10 protein-coding genes, 1 tRNA gene and 2 pseudogenes are annotated in these 16,661 nt (G+C 70.0%); 11 read left to right on the forward strand and 2 right to left on the reverse strand.

Annotated elements, in window-relative coordinates; translation table 11 throughout:
- Positions 1-65: 65 nt before the first annotated feature.
- The 5 genes and pseudogenes from Manayef4_RS08650 to Manayef4_RS08670 form a co-directional block, all read left to right on the forward strand.
- Positions 66-1,643: a hypothetical protein gene (locus tag Manayef4_RS08650; RefSeq protein WP_139140046.1), complete on the forward strand. Its 1,578-nt coding sequence runs from the start codon at positions 66-68 to the stop codon at positions 1,641-1,643.
- A 557-nt stretch (positions 1,644-2,200) separates the two neighbouring features.
- Positions 2,201-2,746: a hypothetical protein gene (locus tag Manayef4_RS08655; RefSeq protein ID WP_254665540.1), complete on the forward strand. Its 546-nt coding sequence runs from the start codon at positions 2,201-2,203 to the stop codon at positions 2,744-2,746.
- Entirely contained in the window at positions 2,740-3,759 is a 1,020-nt protein-coding gene (locus Manayef4_RS25875; protein ID WP_070131245.1) for an ATP/GTP-binding protein, read from the forward strand. The genes Manayef4_RS08655 and Manayef4_RS25875 overlap by 7 nt, the downstream gene beginning before the upstream one ends.
- A 1,203-nt stretch (positions 3,760-4,962) precedes the next feature.
- Positions 4,963-5,733: a hypothetical protein gene (locus tag Manayef4_RS08665; RefSeq protein WP_349257434.1), complete on the forward strand. Its 771-nt coding sequence runs from the start codon at positions 4,963-4,965 to the stop codon at positions 5,731-5,733.
- A 1,136-nt stretch (positions 5,734-6,869) separates the two neighbouring features.
- Positions 6,870-7,319 (forward strand): annotated as a pseudogene (locus tag Manayef4_RS08670) (IS21 family transposase); the annotation flags it as partial.
- 585 nt (positions 7,320-7,904) lie between these two features.
- On the opposite strand, the gene Manayef4_RS08675 reads toward Manayef4_RS08670, so the two are convergent.
- The gene (locus tag Manayef4_RS08675) at positions 7,905-8,729 is read right to left on the reverse strand and encodes a transposase family protein (RefSeq protein WP_070131248.1); all 825 of its coding nucleotides are present in this window, start codon (positions 8,727-8,729) and stop codon (positions 7,905-7,907) included.
- A 1,174-nt stretch (positions 8,730-9,903) separates the two neighbouring features.
- Between Manayef4_RS08675 and Manayef4_RS08680 the strand changes: the two genes are divergently transcribed.
- A complete protein-coding gene (locus Manayef4_RS08680) occupies positions 9,904-10,305 on the forward strand; it encodes a hypothetical protein (RefSeq protein ID WP_070131249.1) in 402 nt (133 codons plus the stop codon).
- A 431-nt stretch (positions 10,306-10,736) separates the two neighbouring features.
- Positions 10,737-11,597, forward strand: a pseudogene (locus Manayef4_RS26615) (recombinase family protein); the annotation flags it as partial.
- A 620-nt stretch (positions 11,598-12,217) separates the two neighbouring features.
- On the opposite strand, the gene Manayef4_RS08690 reads toward Manayef4_RS26615, so the two are convergent.
- A tRNA-Arg gene (locus Manayef4_RS08690) sits at positions 12,218-12,289 on the reverse strand.
- 73 nt (positions 12,290-12,362) lie between these two features.
- Between Manayef4_RS08690 and Manayef4_RS08695 the strand changes: the two genes are divergently transcribed.
- The 4 genes from Manayef4_RS08695 to Manayef4_RS08710 all read left to right on the forward strand — a co-directional run bounded on the left by Manayef4_RS08695 (position 12,363) and on the right by Manayef4_RS08710 (position 16,637).
- Complete coding sequence (locus Manayef4_RS08695; RefSeq protein ID WP_011438104.1) at positions 12,363-12,749, forward strand: response regulator; 387 nt, start codon at positions 12,363-12,365, stop codon at positions 12,747-12,749.
- A gap of 24 nt (positions 12,750-12,773) precedes the next feature.
- Complete coding sequence (locus tag Manayef4_RS08700) at positions 12,774-13,820, forward strand: DALR anticodon-binding domain-containing protein (RefSeq protein WP_011438103.1); 1,047 nt, start codon at positions 12,774-12,776, stop codon at positions 13,818-13,820.
- A gap of 115 nt (positions 13,821-13,935) precedes the next feature.
- Positions 13,936-15,357, forward strand: a complete 1,422-nt coding sequence (gene lysA, locus Manayef4_RS08705) for a diaminopimelate decarboxylase (protein ID WP_049760988.1) — start codon at positions 13,936-13,938, stop codon at positions 15,355-15,357.
- Positions 15,354-16,637: a homoserine dehydrogenase gene (locus tag Manayef4_RS08710; protein WP_070131251.1), complete on the forward strand. Its 1,284-nt coding sequence runs from the start codon at positions 15,354-15,356 to the stop codon at positions 16,635-16,637. The genes lysA and Manayef4_RS08710 overlap by 4 nt, the downstream gene beginning before the upstream one ends.
- Positions 16,638-16,661 lie beyond the last annotated feature (24 nt).

Below are 16,661 nucleotides of genomic sequence, written 5' to 3' on the forward strand. Positions count from 1 at the left end.
CTGATGTCAACACCGCGAGCGTGCCTATGGCGATTCGCCGCGGATCAAGAACTGAGTGGGTGGAGATGGCGACGGTACGGTTGAGCCTGCGCGAGGAGCAGGACGATCTTCGTTCCCGTATGYGGGCTCTGGGGATGGGGCACGGTGAGATCGCCGCTGAGTTCGCGAGGCGTTACCGGTTTCGGCCCCGTGCGGCGTGGCGGCACGCCCATGGCTGGACGCTGAATCAGGCCGCGCGCCAGGTCAACGATGCCGCCGCGCGCACCGGATACGACGAGGACGGGCGGGCCCCGATGACCGGGCCGCGCCTGTGCGAACTGGAGAAATGGCCAGCCCAGTCTAGTAGGACGCGGCCCACCCCGCGCGTTCTCGCGCTGCTGGCGGTCGCCTACGGTGCTCCGGTCGGCGGTCTCCTCGACCTCGACGACCAYGAGAACTACACGGCCGCCGATCGCCTTGTCTTGAGCACGATGACCGGGTCGGCTACGYCGATGTCGACGCCGCGCTCCCTCGTCTCTGCAATCCGGGGCGACTCTGTCGTTCGGCTCACCGGTGGGCCAGGTGACGGTAGCCTGGAGGTGAGAGATCACGAGCTTGTCCGCAGTGCCCATGGGGTGGTTGTCGTGCCCGTTGACCGGCGCGGCTTTCTCGCGGGAGCCGGTCTGGTCGCACCGCTCGCCGCGATGGAGCCCACCCGCCACCTGGTGACCACGTCGCTCGCGCCTGACGACGGCGTACCGGGCGTTGACGAGTGGCGAGCGATCGTGCACGACTACAGCCTCAGCTACGGCACCGACCCCGCCGCCGACCTGTTGCGGCGACTCGACGCGGACCTGTCGCTCCTCAGCGGGGTTACGCGAGACGAGACCGACAGCACGGTCGTGCGCGAACTACGCCGCATCGGGGCCCTGCTGGCGGCCTTCACGGCGCATGCCGCCGCGGACGTCGGTGACTTGGTGTCGTCGCGTCGCTGGTGGCGCACCGCGAAGCGGGCAGCCGACGCTTCCGGTGATGTCCACGCGCGGCTGTGGACCCGCGGGCGCGAGATCGTCCGCGCCCTGTACGAACAGCGACCCGTTGCAGACGTCCTCGGCCTCGTCGCCGAGGCCGACGCGATCGCCGCCGGCGTCAACGCGCCGCCCGGCGCGGTGCAGGACTACCTGGACGGGAAGGCGCGCGCTCTCGTCAGAGCGGGACGCGGCGAGGAAGCACGCAGCGTCCTGACCGAGGTGCAGATCAACTTTGAGCGCCTACCGCCCGAGGTTTCCGGGGACACCGTCTCGTGGTTCGGCTGGTCCGAACGTGCCCTGCATCTCGCCGAGAGCTACACCTACTCCCACCTCGGCGACTGGATCCGCGCCGACCAGGCCCAGACCGCGGCCTCCCACCTGTTTCCCGCCGCGAACCGCCGCGGGCCAGTCCTCGTCGAACTCCAGCGCGCGYTGTGCCAGGTCCGCAGCGGAGACATCAACGGCGGGATCGACCAGGCGCACACCGCGATGACCGGCCTGCCGCGGGCCCAGTACAACAGCCCCATCATCCAAGTCAGCCGTGACGTAGCCACCGCCATGCCGCCCACCGACTCGGGCCGCGACAGCGTGCGAGCGTTCAGGGCATACCTACGCGATCTTCAGGTGGCCTAGCGGCGACGGCCACTGTCGTGGTCCACCTAGCCGAGCCCCGCGTCGAAAGCGGGATAGCGGTGCCAAACGATTGCTGGCAACCGCAGATGACTCGGTCAGCTGACCGGCGGGACGCGACCCAGCCCCCGCGAGTCGCCTGATCTTGTCGTGCTTGCTCGGCGGCGTGGGCTGCGTCCTGCGGTTGGCACGCCTCCGGCCCCGCGGCCCGCGTACTAGATCCTCTGCGGAGTCGCCTCGCAGCCCCCGCTCTGGACCGCGCATCGTGCGACGGCTGCTTGCGCCGTCAGCCCAGTGGTAAATAGCTATTTTTGGTGGCGGGTCACATTCGTTTTGGCCAGTCGCGTTCTGGTCAGAATGAGTCAAATCGTGCTGGGTTGCCGTTCCGACTGCGAAGTGGGACCGGGTCTGGGTGGGTCTGATCAGGCAGGCTGGAGGGACGGTCCGCAGCGGGGCCGTGACCGATCGGCGCTGAATGGTGCGAGGTGGACGCTGTGGCTCCTCGTTGCACACCTGGCCGCTGCCGCCGGGCCGGCCGGCTGGCGAGCGGGTTGCTGTCCGTGGCTGTCGCGGTGGTGCTGGTCTCGTGCAGCTCGGACGGTGACAGTCAGTCATCGCCTGGGCCGGTGGCCTCGACAGGGGGAGCCCGGAGCTCGCCGGCGACGACCGTGTCGCCGTCGCCGACCTCGCCCGCTGACGCCGCGGGGCAGCGGGCGATTGCGGCCTATGTCGGGTTGTGGCAGGCGATGGCGGAGGCCAGCCACACCTCGGACTGGCAGTCTCCGGATCTTGTGCGTTACGCGTCGGGGTCGGCGTTGCAGGTGCTTTCGGGCAGCCTGTATGCCGATCATCTCAACGGGTTCGTCTCCCGGGGCGCGCCGGTCCTGCACCCGCAGGTGACCTCGGTGAGCCCGCCGGAGGCACCGACGACGGTGATGCTGTCGGACTGCGCCGACAGCACGAACTGGTTGCAGTACCGCACCGACGGCACGCTGGTCGACGACGAGCCGGGCGGCCGACGCCTGGTCACCTCCGAGGTCCGCCTGCACCAGGACGGGTCGTGGCGGGTCACGCGGTTCGCTGTCCAGGACCTCGGATCATGCTGAGACCACGGCGGATCGCGGCGGTGGCCGCGCTCGTGATGTGTCTGGTGGGCGTGGCCGCGGCGCCGGCGTTCGCCGGCGACCCGTATGGGTCGACGACCTGCTCCCAGAACCCCCATCCCGGCTGCGAGCTCGCCGCCGGCCAGGACGGAACGACGGCCGGACCCGATCAAGGCGTGAGCCCGCCGCGGAGCGCACCGGACGATGGCTCGACCGGTGACCGGGCAACGCCTCCGCCTGGGGACGTGGCGCTGGGCCCGTCAGACTCCGCGCACTGCGCTTACGTCCGCAGCGACTTCCAGCCGCCCGCCGCACYGATCCAGCCGGTGGGTCTGCGCTCCACCCCGCGGGGCAGCGGGCCGAGGGTTGTCGCGGCGGCCGACTGGTCGGGGACGCTGGTGGTGCGACCGGCCGCGACGGGGCCGGATGGCCGGCCTGGTTCCTGGTACGTCTACCAGTGCCAGACTCCCGGCCTGCGTGACGCGCTCTACCGGCCTCCCGTCTGGATCGCCGACGCGCCCGCCGGCCCCGCCCCGGCCCCTGCCGCGCTCGCCGAACAGGCCCGCAACCAGCTACGCCTCGCAGGTCCGGCGATCTCGATGAGCCCGGTCCGCGACCAGCTGGTGCAGCTGCCGACGTGGCTGTGGCTGGACGCGGCCGGGTGGAACCAGGTGGCGGCGACCGCGGCGGCAGGCGGGGTGGCGGTGACGGCGGTCGCGAAGCCGGTCTCGGTGGTCTGGTCGCTGGGTGACGGCGGCACGGTGACCTGTACGGGTCCGGGTACGCCGTTCCCGGCCGGTGCCGATCCGAAGAGCGCGTCGCCGGACTGTGGCTACACCTATCGTCACCGCTCGTTGGACGAGCCGGGCGGGACGTTCACGGTGACGGCGACGGTGCGCTGGGACGTGACGTGGGCGGGTGCGGGCCAGGCCGGCGCGTTCCCTGGGCTGACGACGACGTCGACGGTTCCGGTCCGGGTGATCGACATTCCTTCGCTCACGACGGGTGGGGGCTGAGGATAGGCCACGTCCAGGCACGGCGCTCGGCGCGCGGCACCTGGTTTCTGTGCTGAGGGTCTAGCATTTGGATGGAGAGTTCGCCTCGTGGACCGGCCAGGCGGAGACTCCACCGCGCGGGCCGAGTTGACGTAGCGGGTGTTGCGCCGTGGCCGGCGGTTTTGCTATGCAGGTCGGCCCGCTGGCCACGAGCTGGCTGGGTGGCCCGGTAGACCTAGGGGAGATCCGAACCGACCGGCGGTGTCGTCATGGACGCCTCGAAGCCGGAAATGTTGGTGTGTGGGTCCGGGCAGGGCGGAAATGGGCGGTGGCGCGTCGGCCGCGGCGTGCGGGCCGGCCGGTCAACGAGGCGCGCGCCGCCAGCTACACCCTCGCTGACGCCGATACTCACGGGGCATTTTGGGGGCGTGTGTAAATGGGCAGCCGCTCCTGGGAGTTCGCGTCTATCTGAGCGGTGCTCCAGGGGGTGCTGCCGGGACAGTGCGCAGCGGATCGCCGGCCTCGGCGGTGCCAGCGGGTCTGCCCAGCGAGACAGGTGCCCTGGTCAGCCGCCCTGCCCCACGGGACCTGGGCTCCGCTGCTCGTGCAGTGATCAGCTTCAGTGGCCGCTGCTCATTGTGCACCGACCCCTACCGGCATACCCCCGGCCCGTCGGTGGGCCTGTCGGCTAGCCATTCCGGTCTCCCATTTGAGGTGCTACCCACCCGGGCGCGCTGGTGCAGGTCACCAGCCTGCTGTCACTACCCAAAAACAGCCCGACTGAGTCCCCCGCGAAGTCGGGGAGATAGTCGGGACGGGGGAGCGGCGGCCTCGCTGGAAGCCGGCTGAAAAGTGTCAGACCGGTGCCGCATTCTTCGGGAATTCAATGGTGTCTGCCTGGGGCTGCTTGTAGGGTTTGTCTTTTCTTTTTCTTTTCGCCCGTACTGATGACAGGGTTTTATTTGGCTTTCCTGTCACTGTCGCCACTCTACCAAGAAATGGCCTTTGACCTGCGGAAACGCGACGGGAAATGATCGCAAGAAAGGTGGAATTCGGCGCCCAGAAGTATTGATTTCCGGGCGTGTGGGAGGGACTATTAGATATCGGCGCGTTGCGCCCGGCGCGCGGCGCCCGGCGCGCGGCGCTAAATCCCTCTCTCGCATGGAGCCTTTCATGTCGCATGCCTTCATTTCCCCTGTGTTTTCGCGGGACATTCCTGCGACCGTGGCAGGTGAGGCGGTCACGGCGGAGGACATGGCGCGGGTGACCGAAGCGGACTTCTCCGCGATCGTGGAGTCCGCGCGCTGGTACTGCTGGAAGGCCGACGCGTCCCGGTCGCGTAAGCGTGCCGACGGTTCGGCCACGATCGCGCGCGGCGGGTACGGGAGCTACGGCCATGACGACGTGTCCGATGACGTCGTCCAGGACGCGGTGCTGATCTTCGCTCGTCGGCTCGGTGTGATCATGCGTAGCTGTGTGGTCGCGTCGGTCGACGTGGCCACCCGTGAGCCTGACCGGTGGCARTACCGGCCGCAGGATGGAGAGATGTTCCTCGCGGACCGTGCCCTGATCCGCAAGTGGGCTGTCAAGGACGCGGCACGGCGCAACGGCTACGGCACCCCCAAGCCCACGACGGAGGCCACAACACCGGAAGCGGCGGAGCAGCGCGCGCGGTATCTGGCCTCCGYGACCCACTTCGCGAGCATGTCAGAGGTGATCTTCGCGTCAGCGTGGGGAGACGGTAGCGACTTCCCCACGCTTCGCAAGATCATTGACGTGGCGAACCGTGCCGATGACCTCGGCCGTGCCGGGGTGTTGTCGACCGTGGCTCAGCAGACGTACGGCGGCAAGTACGGGTCCGGCCGGCAGCAACGCAGGATCCGGGACGCTGCCCGCGCGGAGGCACGCGAACTGTCCGCACGCTGCGACGCCATCCGCGATGACCTCGCCCACCGCGACCGACCGACGAAGCGCACCCCAGAGCCCGAGGACTGACACCGTCTCTCACCCTCGCGGAGCCTCCGAGCACCAACGCTCGGAGGCTCCGCCCATGTCACCAGCGATCCCGCCGCTTCACCGGTGGCGCTGGGCTGCGCTGGTGGCGCTGGGCTGCGCTGGTCGTGCTGGGCTGCGCTGGTCGTGCTGGGCTGCGCTGGTCGTGCTGGGCTGCGCTGGTCGTGCTGGGCTGCGCTGGTCGTGCTGGGCTGCGCTGGTCGTGCTGGGCTGCGCTGGTGGCGCTGGGCCGCGCCGGTCGCGCCCGCGCCAGCTCGTCGGGCTCCGCGGGCCGCGCTGGTCCGCTTCGACCCGCCCACCGTCCTACCCGCCTGCCTTCCTTCCTGCCTTCCCTCTCTCTTACTCACCTTCCCGTCTTCCTGTCCGGCCGGTTCCGGGCGCCGGTTCCGTGTCGTCCGCTGCCGCCGGGCTTCGCTGGTCTGGCCGGCTCCCGCCGGCGCGCCGCGCCGGTCCGGTTCCGCCGGCTCGGCCGGTTCCGCCGGCCGAGCCGGCTCCTGGCCCGGCCCAGCCAGGTTCTGCCCGGCCGCGCCGCGCGGAGCCGGCCGGTCCGCGCGGAGTTCCGCTGCTCGGGCCGCGCGGGTCGCGCGCGGGCTGTGGTCGGGTTGGTGTCCGGTCGGAGGGCGGATGGGTCGGGTTGCTGACCGGTCCGGGTCCGGACCCGGACCTTGGGTCTTCGGGTGGGGCCGGTCCGTGCTCCCGGTGGACGGTCGGGGCGGCGCTGGCGCCGTTCCTTGGGTAGGGCCGCCGATCGATGCGGCGGGTGGGTAACCCTGAGACGGGCGGCTGTCCGGCCGGCGCTGTGCTCGGCGGCAGGTCCTGGCCGGTCTGGGGGTTATCGGGGCTGTTACTTCAGGGAGCGGCGTTTCCGGTCCCGGGATAGGGAAGCCCCGTCTGCTGGGCGTGCCTCTGCCAGCTCGGCTGTGTGTCGGCGGCCACGAGATCCTRCCCAGTGACGGCCGTGTGAGTGCCCGCTGGTGGCCAGTAGAACTGCCCGCCGGCGGCCTGTGATCTGCCCGTTGTGACTGTCTGTTCCGACCTGTCGTGGATGGGCTGGGTCCCCTTCCCGGTGTGCTGAGCGGTGCCAACCGAGCTCAGTACGGCCCCGGGAAGGGGACAGCTTGAAGTCTGCCGAGGAGATCATGGAAATTCTGGAGGCGTACGACCTGACGGGGTCGTTGCGTGACGCGGGTGAGCTCGCGGGCTGCTCGCACCACACGGTCAGCCGCTATGTGACGGCGCGGGCGGCGGGGACGCTGGTGGCGGGCGCGGGAGCGGTCCGTCCGAGCGTGGTTGACCCGTACCGGGCGAAGATCGAGGAGCTGGTCGACCGGTCGCGGGGGAAGATCCGCGCGGACGTCGTCCACGGCAAGCTGGCGGCGATGGGCTATCCGGGTGCGCAGCGCACGACCCGGCGCGCGGTGGCCCAGGCGAAGACGGCCTGGGCGTCGGGGCGGCGGCGGGTGTTCCGGCCGTGGGTGCCGGAGCCGGGGATGTGGGCTCAGTACGACTTTGGCCAGGGGCCGATGGTCGGTGGGACGGCGACCATCCTGTTCTGTCTGTGGCTGGCCTGACCCCACCCTGGGCCGGAACGGTGGCCACCACCGGGCAGATCTGGTGGCCACCACCGGGCAGGAACCGTGACCGTCACTGGGCACATCTCAATGGCCCTTGACAGCTGTGCCTGGTTTTGCTGCCAGCGATCAATGGTCCGGTTGGACTATTGATCGCTGGCATGTCGCGGCCGGCGCTTGTGCGGTGAGCGCGAAGTCTTTTCCAAAGATTTTTCGGGGAGGCGTCAATCGGGTCTGGCGCGCAGGCCGCTGGCGCAGTGACAGCGGCTGCTGTGTCCTGCTGGCGATGTCACAGCGTCGCAGGTCAGAGCACCGCTGGGCAGGGCGGAGTCTGCTGCTGGTGGGCGGCCGGTCGCCGGTGGTGGGTGTGGCTGCACGGGTCCGCTGTGCGGCTTCTGGCTGCCCAGCGATCTTTGCTGGGCATGGTGTGGAAGATCGTGCTGTCTTTTCGCTGTGCTCGATGTGGTGTCGTTGGATCCGCCCGAAACCGGTGGCATCAGAAAGGACACCCACAATGAGCCTTTCCGCGCAACGATCCGTGACGCCGAGTGATCCCCAACGTGTTGTCCGTGTAGTGGCYGTTTAGGTGGTGCGGCGGTGCTCGGTGTGGATGAGCACGAGGGCCGCCTTGGCGATGAGGCCGATCTTCCAGGGGTCGAGGCTGACGTTCCGGAGTGCCTTGACGTGCTTCAGGAGCGCGTTCGCGCGTTCACCGACGGCCCGCAGGGCGTTGTGGATCCTGTTGTGCTTCTTCTGGTCGTCGGTGAGCGTTCCGCCCTTGGGTGTCTTGAACGGCACGGCGACCGTGCCCTGTAGCCCTTCGTAGCCAAGGTCGCCGAACGTCGTGCCGCCGATCCCGCCGAAGTCGTCCAGGGCGTCGTCGATGTTGTGGGCACGTGCGGCGGTCGTGTCGTGCTCGYGGCCGGGGCGGACGTCGGACACCCACAGGATCCAGCCGTCGTCCGGGGCGGAGACCACCTGAATGTTGCCGCCGTGGTGGTGGTGCTTCCCCGACCACCACAGGTCGACGCCTGTCGTCGGGCCGGGCGTACGGACCCGGTCGGTCTCGATCAGCGTGCCGTCCACGATGACGTGCCCGTAGCCTGCGAGCTTCGCGGCGAGCAGGACGTTGTGCAGCCCATTAGGGGCCTGCTCGGCCAGGACCCGGATCCCCTCGTGGAGGTAGTCGTAGCCGGTCGACTTCTTGATCCCATGGTCGACGATCAGTTGGGCGACCCGGGTGGCGTYGGCGAACCAGCGCAGCACGAGCACCGCCTGCTCACGACTGGTGAGCTTCCGCGTTCCTTTCCGGGTACCGCGGCGGACACGCTCCGCTTCCAGCAGGCCGGTGACGAACTCGACCGTGTGGTCCTGGAACGGCAGTACGGCCGTGTATGTCACACTCATGGCGCGCGGGACTCCCTGAAGCTGGTCTTTGGTCGGAACAGACTTCTACCGGGGTCCCGCGTTTCTTCTTTCACCGCCCTCTTTCGGACCGCCCGCCGACTACCATCCGTAACGCTCACGCAGAGCGACCGATCGTTGCGCGGAAAGGCTCAATGCCCGAGGAAACGCGGCCCCTTTTGCGGGAACGCCTGGCGCCCGCAGCGTGGCGCCGCGCTGGTGCCCCTTCGGGGTGCCTCCAGCCTGATCCTTCGCCTCCGCGGCGCCGCTGGCCCTGGGCTGGCACCCGCACCTCGGCCGTGCCGGACCTCATCCCGTCTGGCGGCCGTCGCTCCGCGCGACGCGTGATGATCGTCGCGGGCCGGTCGGTCAGCCCGCGCGGGTCTGCGCTGCGCGGCGGCGGTCSGGCGTGCCAGCGATCTTCGGGACGGGCTGGTTACCACGCCTGGCGATCATCATCCTATCGGGCTAGGTCATGCACACTATTTTTCGCCGTGAATGCACGTCACGACATATTTCGATCTTTAAACCTGGTCCTCCGGTGGGCGTGCCCCGTTTTTACTACCCGCACCGCGGAAAGGACGCCGACCCCCGCTCCGTCGGCCCCGGATGGCGCACTGCCGGTTGAACAACACTTGCACAACTGTGGAGATCGGCTGGCAAAAACGTGTCCGAAAACCGGATTCCTCATTAGCGGCATCTCCGGCCGCGTGGAAGGAGGCCCACCCCTGTGACCGACCCGGCCCACGCCCACCCCGACCGTCCCGACTCCCCCCACCCGCCGCACCCCGCGCGCCCGGCATCGCCTGCGGCGCAGCAGCCAGACGGCCCGCGCCCCGTCCCCTCGCCTGCGGGGCCGGCGCGGACGCCGGCCGACCCGCCGCCGGTCGGCCAGGACTCGGGGAGTGAGTCCGGGTCCGGACCCGGCTCTTTTCCCGGTCGGTTCTCCGCCTCCACCCCAGACGGGAATCCCGACCCGGCTCCCGCCGTGCTGTGCCCTCGATCCATTCCCGGATCGGAGCATTTCCCGTGTTTGTTGGGTTCCCTTCCGGCCCGCCCGGGTGTTACCTTTGTTGTCGATGAGCCGGATACTGCCCCGTGCCCTGCCGGGAGCGGCTGCCCGATCCTGGCCTCCCCTGCCTCTGCCACGTCCTTTCCCGCGACGTCTGGAGGCTCTGTGACGGCTGCCGGCACCCCCGCTTCCCTCGACCACTCGGACGACCGCGGCGAGCCGCGGACCGCCGAGCCCGACACGGCCAGCCCTGGCCGGAGCGAGCGGCCCGCCGCGACGGGCGGCGCCCCGGCCGCAGAAGTCCCTCCCGGGTCGGTGGAGGAGCGGCCCGAGGCGCAGGACGCGCGGGTCGTCGCGCTGTCGTCCCGGTCGGAGCCGGAGGGCGGGCGGGGACGGCCGGGTCGGCGGTGGGTGTTCCACGGCGAGGTTGAAACGATCAGCGGGCCGGAGGCTGACCGGATCCGGGCGGAGCTCGCGGACGTGATCCGGGACCTGCTGCTGTGGGCCGCTGGCGAGGCTAGCGACGGCGCCATCGGCGACGGTGGATTGGAGGAGGAGGCGGCGTGATCGATCCTGATCGTCCGTCCCGGGCGGCCGACCCAGGCCGTCCGGGACCCGGGCCGGCGAGCCGGCCGGCGGATCCGGCGAACCCGGCACTGTCGGACCTGGCGGTGTCGCCGTTCGCGATGCCGCTGGCGGGGTTGAAGCGGGAGGTCCGGGTCGCGTTCGCCGGGCGGACCTCCACCGAGGAGCAGCAGGATCCCCGTCAGTCGCTGATCCGTCAGCTCGGCCGGGCCAAGTCGGCGCTTCCCGCGTCGTGGGTGATCGTCGCGCATTACTACGACGTCGAGTCCGGCCGCAAGGAGCTGCATGACCGCGGCCACGGAGCCGACGTCTCCCGGTTCGACATCCCGATCCCTCGGGACGGTGRCATCGACGATCTTCTTGCCGAGGCCGCCCACCCGAACCGGCGGTTCGATGTGGTGATCTGCGAGTCGATGTCGCGGATCGCCCGGCGGATGTTCGAGACGCTGTCCATCGAACGTCAGCTCGAACGGGCCGGGGTTCCGCTGTTCGCCTGGAACGAGCCGATCAAGGTCGATGGGCCGCGGGCGTCGCAGATCCTGCAGCGAAGGATCAACCAGTCCGTCGCCGAGTACGAGGTGTGGAACACCCTGGAAAGCTCCTGGGGTGGGCTGTGCACCCACGTCCGGGACGGTTGGAACATCGGCAAGCCGCCGTATGGCTACCGGGCCAAGAGCTTCCGGCACCCGAACTCGGCCAAGGCCGACCGGGGGGCCACGAAGACCCGGCTCGAACCCGACGGGGCGCGCGGGGAGACCGTCACGCAGATCGCGCACTGGCGCTACTACCGTGGGCTCGGCTACGGGGCGATCGCCGAGCAACTCAACACCGACCTGGAGTGCTACCCGCCACCCGAGCCGGTCGGCGGGGCCCATCAGGCCCGGGGCGCCTGGTCCAAGTCCACGGTGTCTGACCTGCTCCGCAACCCCAAGTACACCGGCTACCAGGTATTCAACCGGCGTGCCAGCCGATCTCGGCACGGAGCGGTCAACGGGCCGGAGAAGTGGGTCTGGTCACCCAAGCCAGTCCATGAGCCGCTGATCCCCAAGTGGATGTTCGACGAGTTCAACGCCCAGCGGCAGAGCAGGCGGGGCTCCCGCGGGGGAAACGCCCTCAACACCCATCCCGCCACCCTGCGTACCTACGTCTTTCGAGGGATGGTGATCTGCACGTGTGGGCGACGCATGGCCGGTAACCTCCGCCGGCCCGGMGACCCAGTCTACTACATCTGCTGGCCGAAGGCGAACAACCGGGGGCGTGAGGACAAGCTGGCCGAGCACCCCAAGACGGTCCGCATCCGCGAGGATGTGCTCCTCGGCGCGATCACGGACTTCTATGCCGAGCGGGTGTTCGGGCGCAGCCGGGTGGCTCTGCTGACCGCCGAGCTCGCGACCTACGATGATCGAGCTGCCCAGGAACGGGCTGCCGAGCGGAGCAGGCTCCAACGGAAGGTTGATGATCTTAGTCGCAGGCAGGACAACATCCTGCGCCAGGCGCAAGACGGTGATCCCGCCGATCCGTTCACGCAGGGGCTAAGGCGTAACTACAACGATCTCGACGCAGAACGAACCGCCGCGCTCGCCAAGATCAAAGATCTTGATGCGGCTGACGAGTCTGAACCAGACCGACTCGGACCCGACAGTCTGCCGCTCCTCGACGCACTGCCGACGCTCCAGATCAAGCTCGGCCAAGCACCCGAAGAGCTACAGCGACGTCTCTATGAGGTCACGCAACTCACCGTCCATGTCGACCATGGGAGTCAAGAGGTTTTGATGACGATCAAAATTCCAGCAGCCAACCTGGATCAGGTGGCTGATCTGGCAGGAGCGGTCACTGGTGYGCCCGCCCCACGTCCAGCAATCGCACGGTCTCGCCGCCGCGTGGATGCTGTACGTGCCCCCGGCAGGATTCGAACCTGCGCACCCGCCTCCGGAGGGCGGTGCTCTATCCCCTGAGCTACGGGGGCCCCGGGTCAACGCGGCATACGTTACCAGGACGGAACGCCGGATCGGGAATCCGGGTCGCCGTAAGCTTCCGGTGTGTACCCTGCCACCCCCCGAGTCCTCGTCGTCGACGACGACGCGGTGATACGTCAGCTCGTGGTCGTCAACCTTGAGTTGGAGGGCTTTGAGGTCCATACCGCCGTAGACGGCGTGGACTGCCTGGAGATGGTGCGCGAGATCGCCCCACAGGTGATCACGTTGGACATCATGATGCCGAGGATGAACGGCTGGGACGTGGCCGCCCGGCTGCGGGAGGAGCCGGACACCGCCGCCATCAAAATGATTATGCTGACCGCCCGGGCCCAGGAGGCCGACGTCAAGCGTGGGATGCGGGTCGGGGTGGACTACTACCTGACCAAGCCGTTCGACCCGGACGAACTCATCGGTGTGGTCCAGCGGCTGGCTGCCGGCCAGCCGGTCTGACCCGGCGCCGATAACATCGCCGTCATGACCCCCGCCGATCTCGCTGACGCCATCGTGACGGCCATCGGCCGCGCGGTCGCGGACGGCGACTTGGACGTGACTGTGCCGACCGCCGTCACGGTGGAGCGGCCGAAGACGCCCGAGCACGGGGACTACGCCTCCCCGGTCGCGCTCCAGCTTGCCAGGGCCGCCCGTCGTCCGCCGCGCGCCGTCGCGGAGACGTTGGCCCGGCGGCTCGCTACCGACAGCGAGCTCGCCGCCGTGGACGTCGCCGGCCCGGGGTTCCTCAACTTCCGGCTGGCCGACGCCGCCCTCGGAGAGATCGCCCGCACGGTGGTGTCGGCCGGTGACCGGTACGGCCGGGCGGTCAGGCCACGAGGTGTCCGGGTCAACCTGGAGTTCGTCAGCGCGAACCCGACCGGCCCGGTGACGCTGGCCTCGGCGCGCCGGGCGGCCGTCGGGGACGCCCTGGGGCGCATCCTGCCCGCGGCCGGGTTCGAGGTGGGCACGGAGTACCACGTGGGCACGGAGTACTACTACGACCGCGGGGCGTCCGAGCAGGCCCTGGACGACCTGGTCGACGCGGTCGGGGCCGACGCGGCGCGGTACTGGCTGGTCCGGTCTTCGCCGGATTCGGCGCTCGATCTGGATCTGGACCTGATGGCCCGCCAGACCAGTGACAACCCGGTCTTCTACGTGCAGTATGCCCACGCGCGGATCAGCTCGCTGCTGCGCGACGCCGGCTCCCTKGGCCTCACGGCCGCGACCGAGCCGGTCGACGTCGCCCTGCTGACCCAGCCGCGGGAGGGTGAGCTGCTGCGCGCGCTCGGCGAGTTCCCCCGAGTGATCGAGTCCGCCGCGAGGCTGCGTGGCCCCCATCGGCTCGCCCGCTATCTCGAGGAACTTGCCGGGGTCTACTACCGGTTCTACGACTCCTGCCGGGTGCTTCCGCAGGGCGACGCCGAGCCCGGTCCGGCCACCGGCGCGCGGCTGCTGCTCGTGGCAGCGACCCGGGTGGTGTTCGCGAACGGCCTGGGACTGCTCGGGGTCAGCGCCCCCGAGCGGATGTGACGAGCGGTCGGTCCGGGCGTCCGGGCATCCTGGCGGGTTCGGGAACGAGCCGGTTGGAAAGCGTGAAACAGGCGGCATGAGGCAGGCCAGGCGGCATGAGGCAGGCAGAGGCGAGATGAGCGAGATCGACAGCCCGGCGGTGGTGCCGTTGGAGGAGAAGCCGTTGGAGGAGAATCTGTGGCCGGCCACGGCCCGGCTGGACGCCGACGGTGTGCTGCGAATCGGTGGGATCCGGGTTAACGAGCTGGCCGCCGAGTTCGGCACGCCGGCCTTCGTTCTCGACGAGGCCGACTTCCGGGCCCGGTGCGCGGCTTGGCGGCGGGCGTTCGCCGAATGTGACGTCTACTACGCGGGCAAGGCCTTTTTGTGCCGCACGATCGCTCGCTGGGTGGATGAGGGGGGTCTGAATCTCGACGTCTGTACGGGCGGGGAGCTCGCGGTGGCCCGCTCGGTCGGCTTCCCGGCGGATCGACTGCTCTTCCACGGCAACAACAAGTCCGTCGCGGAACTGCGGGCAGCCGTCGGCTATGGCGTCGGGCGGATCGTCGTCGACTCCTTCGCCGAGATCACCCGCCTGGCAGCCGTCGCCGCCGAGGCGGGCGTGCGCCAGCGCGTGCTGATCCGCGTCACCCCGGGCGTGGAGGCGCACACACATCACTACGTCTCCACCGGGCAGGAGGACCAGAAGTTCGGGTTCTCGCTGGCCGGCGGGTCGGCGGCCGAGGCGGTGGAACGCGTGCTCGCGGCCGCCGGCTCCCTCGAACTCGTCGGCCTGCACGCGCACATCGGCTCGCAGATCTTCGACACGGCCGGGTTCGGCCTGGCGGCGCACCGCCTGGTGGGCCTGCTCGCGCGCATCCGCGACACCCACGACCTCGAACTGCCCGAGCTCGACCTCGGCGGTGGCCTCGGCATCGCCTACACCGGCGAGGACGCCCCGCTGGAGGTCACCGACGTCGCCGAGCGGCTGACCGCCGTGGTCGGCAAGGAGTGCGCCGCCGCGGGCCTGACCGTCCCGCGCCTCGCGGTGGAACCGGGACGGGCCATCGTCGGATCGACGACGGTGACCCTCTACGAGGTCGGCACTGTCAAGGAGCTGCCCGGGCTGCGCACCTTCGTCAGCGTGGACGGCGGCATGAGCGACAACATCCGTACGGCGCTCTACGACGCCCGCTACACCGCCCGGCTGGTCTCCCGGACCGGTTTGGCCACGACGCACGTCGTCACGATCGTCGGCCGGCACTGCGAGTCCGGGGACGTCGTCGCCCACGACGTGCCGCTGCCCGACGACGTCCGGCCCGGTGACCTGCTGGCCATTCCCGCCAGCGGCGCCTACCACCGGTCGATGGCCAGCAACTACAACCACGTGGCGCGGCCACCGGTGATCGCCGTGCGCGACGGCGCGGCCCGGATCATCGTCCGGCGGGAGACCGAGGACGACCTGCTGCGCCTGGACGTCGATCCGGGCGTGAAGGTCGATCCGGGCGTGAAGGTCGAGCCGGGCGCCGACCCGGCCTCCCCGGAGGTGGCGCGGTGAGGATCGCGTTGCTCGGCTGTGGGGTCGTCGGCAGCGAGACCGTCCGGCTGTTGCAGGCCAACGCCGCCGATCTCGCCGCCCGGGTCGGGGCTCCCCTGGAGCTCGCCGGGATCGCGGTGCGCAGGCCGGGCCGCGCCCGCGCCCTCGACGTGGATCCGGCGCTGTTCACCGGGGATGCGGCGGGCCTCGTCGCCCGGGACGACGTCGACATCGTGATCGAGCTTGTCGGCGGCATCGAGCCGGCCCGCTCCTGGCTGCTGTCCGCCCTGCGGGGGGGTAAGTCGGTGGTCACCGCGAACAAGGCCCTGTTGGCCTCGGACGGCGCGACGCTGCACGACGCGGCCGCCGCGGCCGGCACCGATCTCTACTACGAGGCCGCCGTGGCCGGGGCCATCCCGCTGATCCGCCCGCTGCGTGAGAGCATGGCCGGGGATCGTGTGCACCGGGTGCTCGGCATTGTCAACGGGACGACCAACTTCGTGCTGACCCGGATGGACGAGATCGGCGCGTCGTTCACCGAGGCACTCGCCGAGGCCGGGGCGCTCGGATACGCCGAGGCCGATCCCTCCGCCGACATCGATGGGTTCGACGCGGCCGCGAAGGCGGCCATCATGGCCCAGCTGGCCTTCCACTCCCGGGTAACGATCGACGACGTCTACCGGGTCGGCATCGGTGAGGTCACCACCGCCGACATCGCCAGCGCCCGGGAGCTCGGTTGCACTGTGAAGGCGCTCGTGGTGGCGGAACGCTCGGCCGAGACCGAGGGGATCAGCGTGCGGGTCCACCCGGCGATGATCCCGCGCACCCACCCGCTGGCCGGGGTGCGGGAGGYCTTCAACGCGGTGTTCGTCGAGTCCGAGGCGGCGGGCCAGCTGATGTTCTACGGCCAGGGCGCCGGCGGGGCGCCGACCGCCTCGGCGGTGCTCGGGGATGTGGTCGCGGTCGCGCGCAACCGTATCGCTGGCCGTCGCGGCCCTGGTGAATCGTCCTACGCCGCGCTGCCTGTGCTGCCGATGGGCCGTACCGTGACGAGGTATCACGTGAATCTCGACGTCACCGACAAGACCGGCGTGCTCGCGACGGTCGCTGGGGCGTTCGCGCGTCACGATGTGTCTATCAGGAGCGTTCGTCAGGACGGCCGCGGCGACGACGCGAGCCTCGTCCTGGTGACGCATGCCGCCCCGGACGCGGCACTGTCCGCCACCGTCGAGGAGCTCCGCGGCCTCGCCGGTGTCCGGGCGGTGTCCGGCGTGATGCGGGTTRAGGGAGGTGAGCCGTGACCACGACGTCATCCACACCGCTCG

This window comes from Frankia sp. CgMI4 (assembly GCF_001756285.1).
Lineage (GTDB): Bacteria > Actinomycetota > Actinomycetes > Frankiales > Frankiaceae > Frankia > Frankia casuarinae.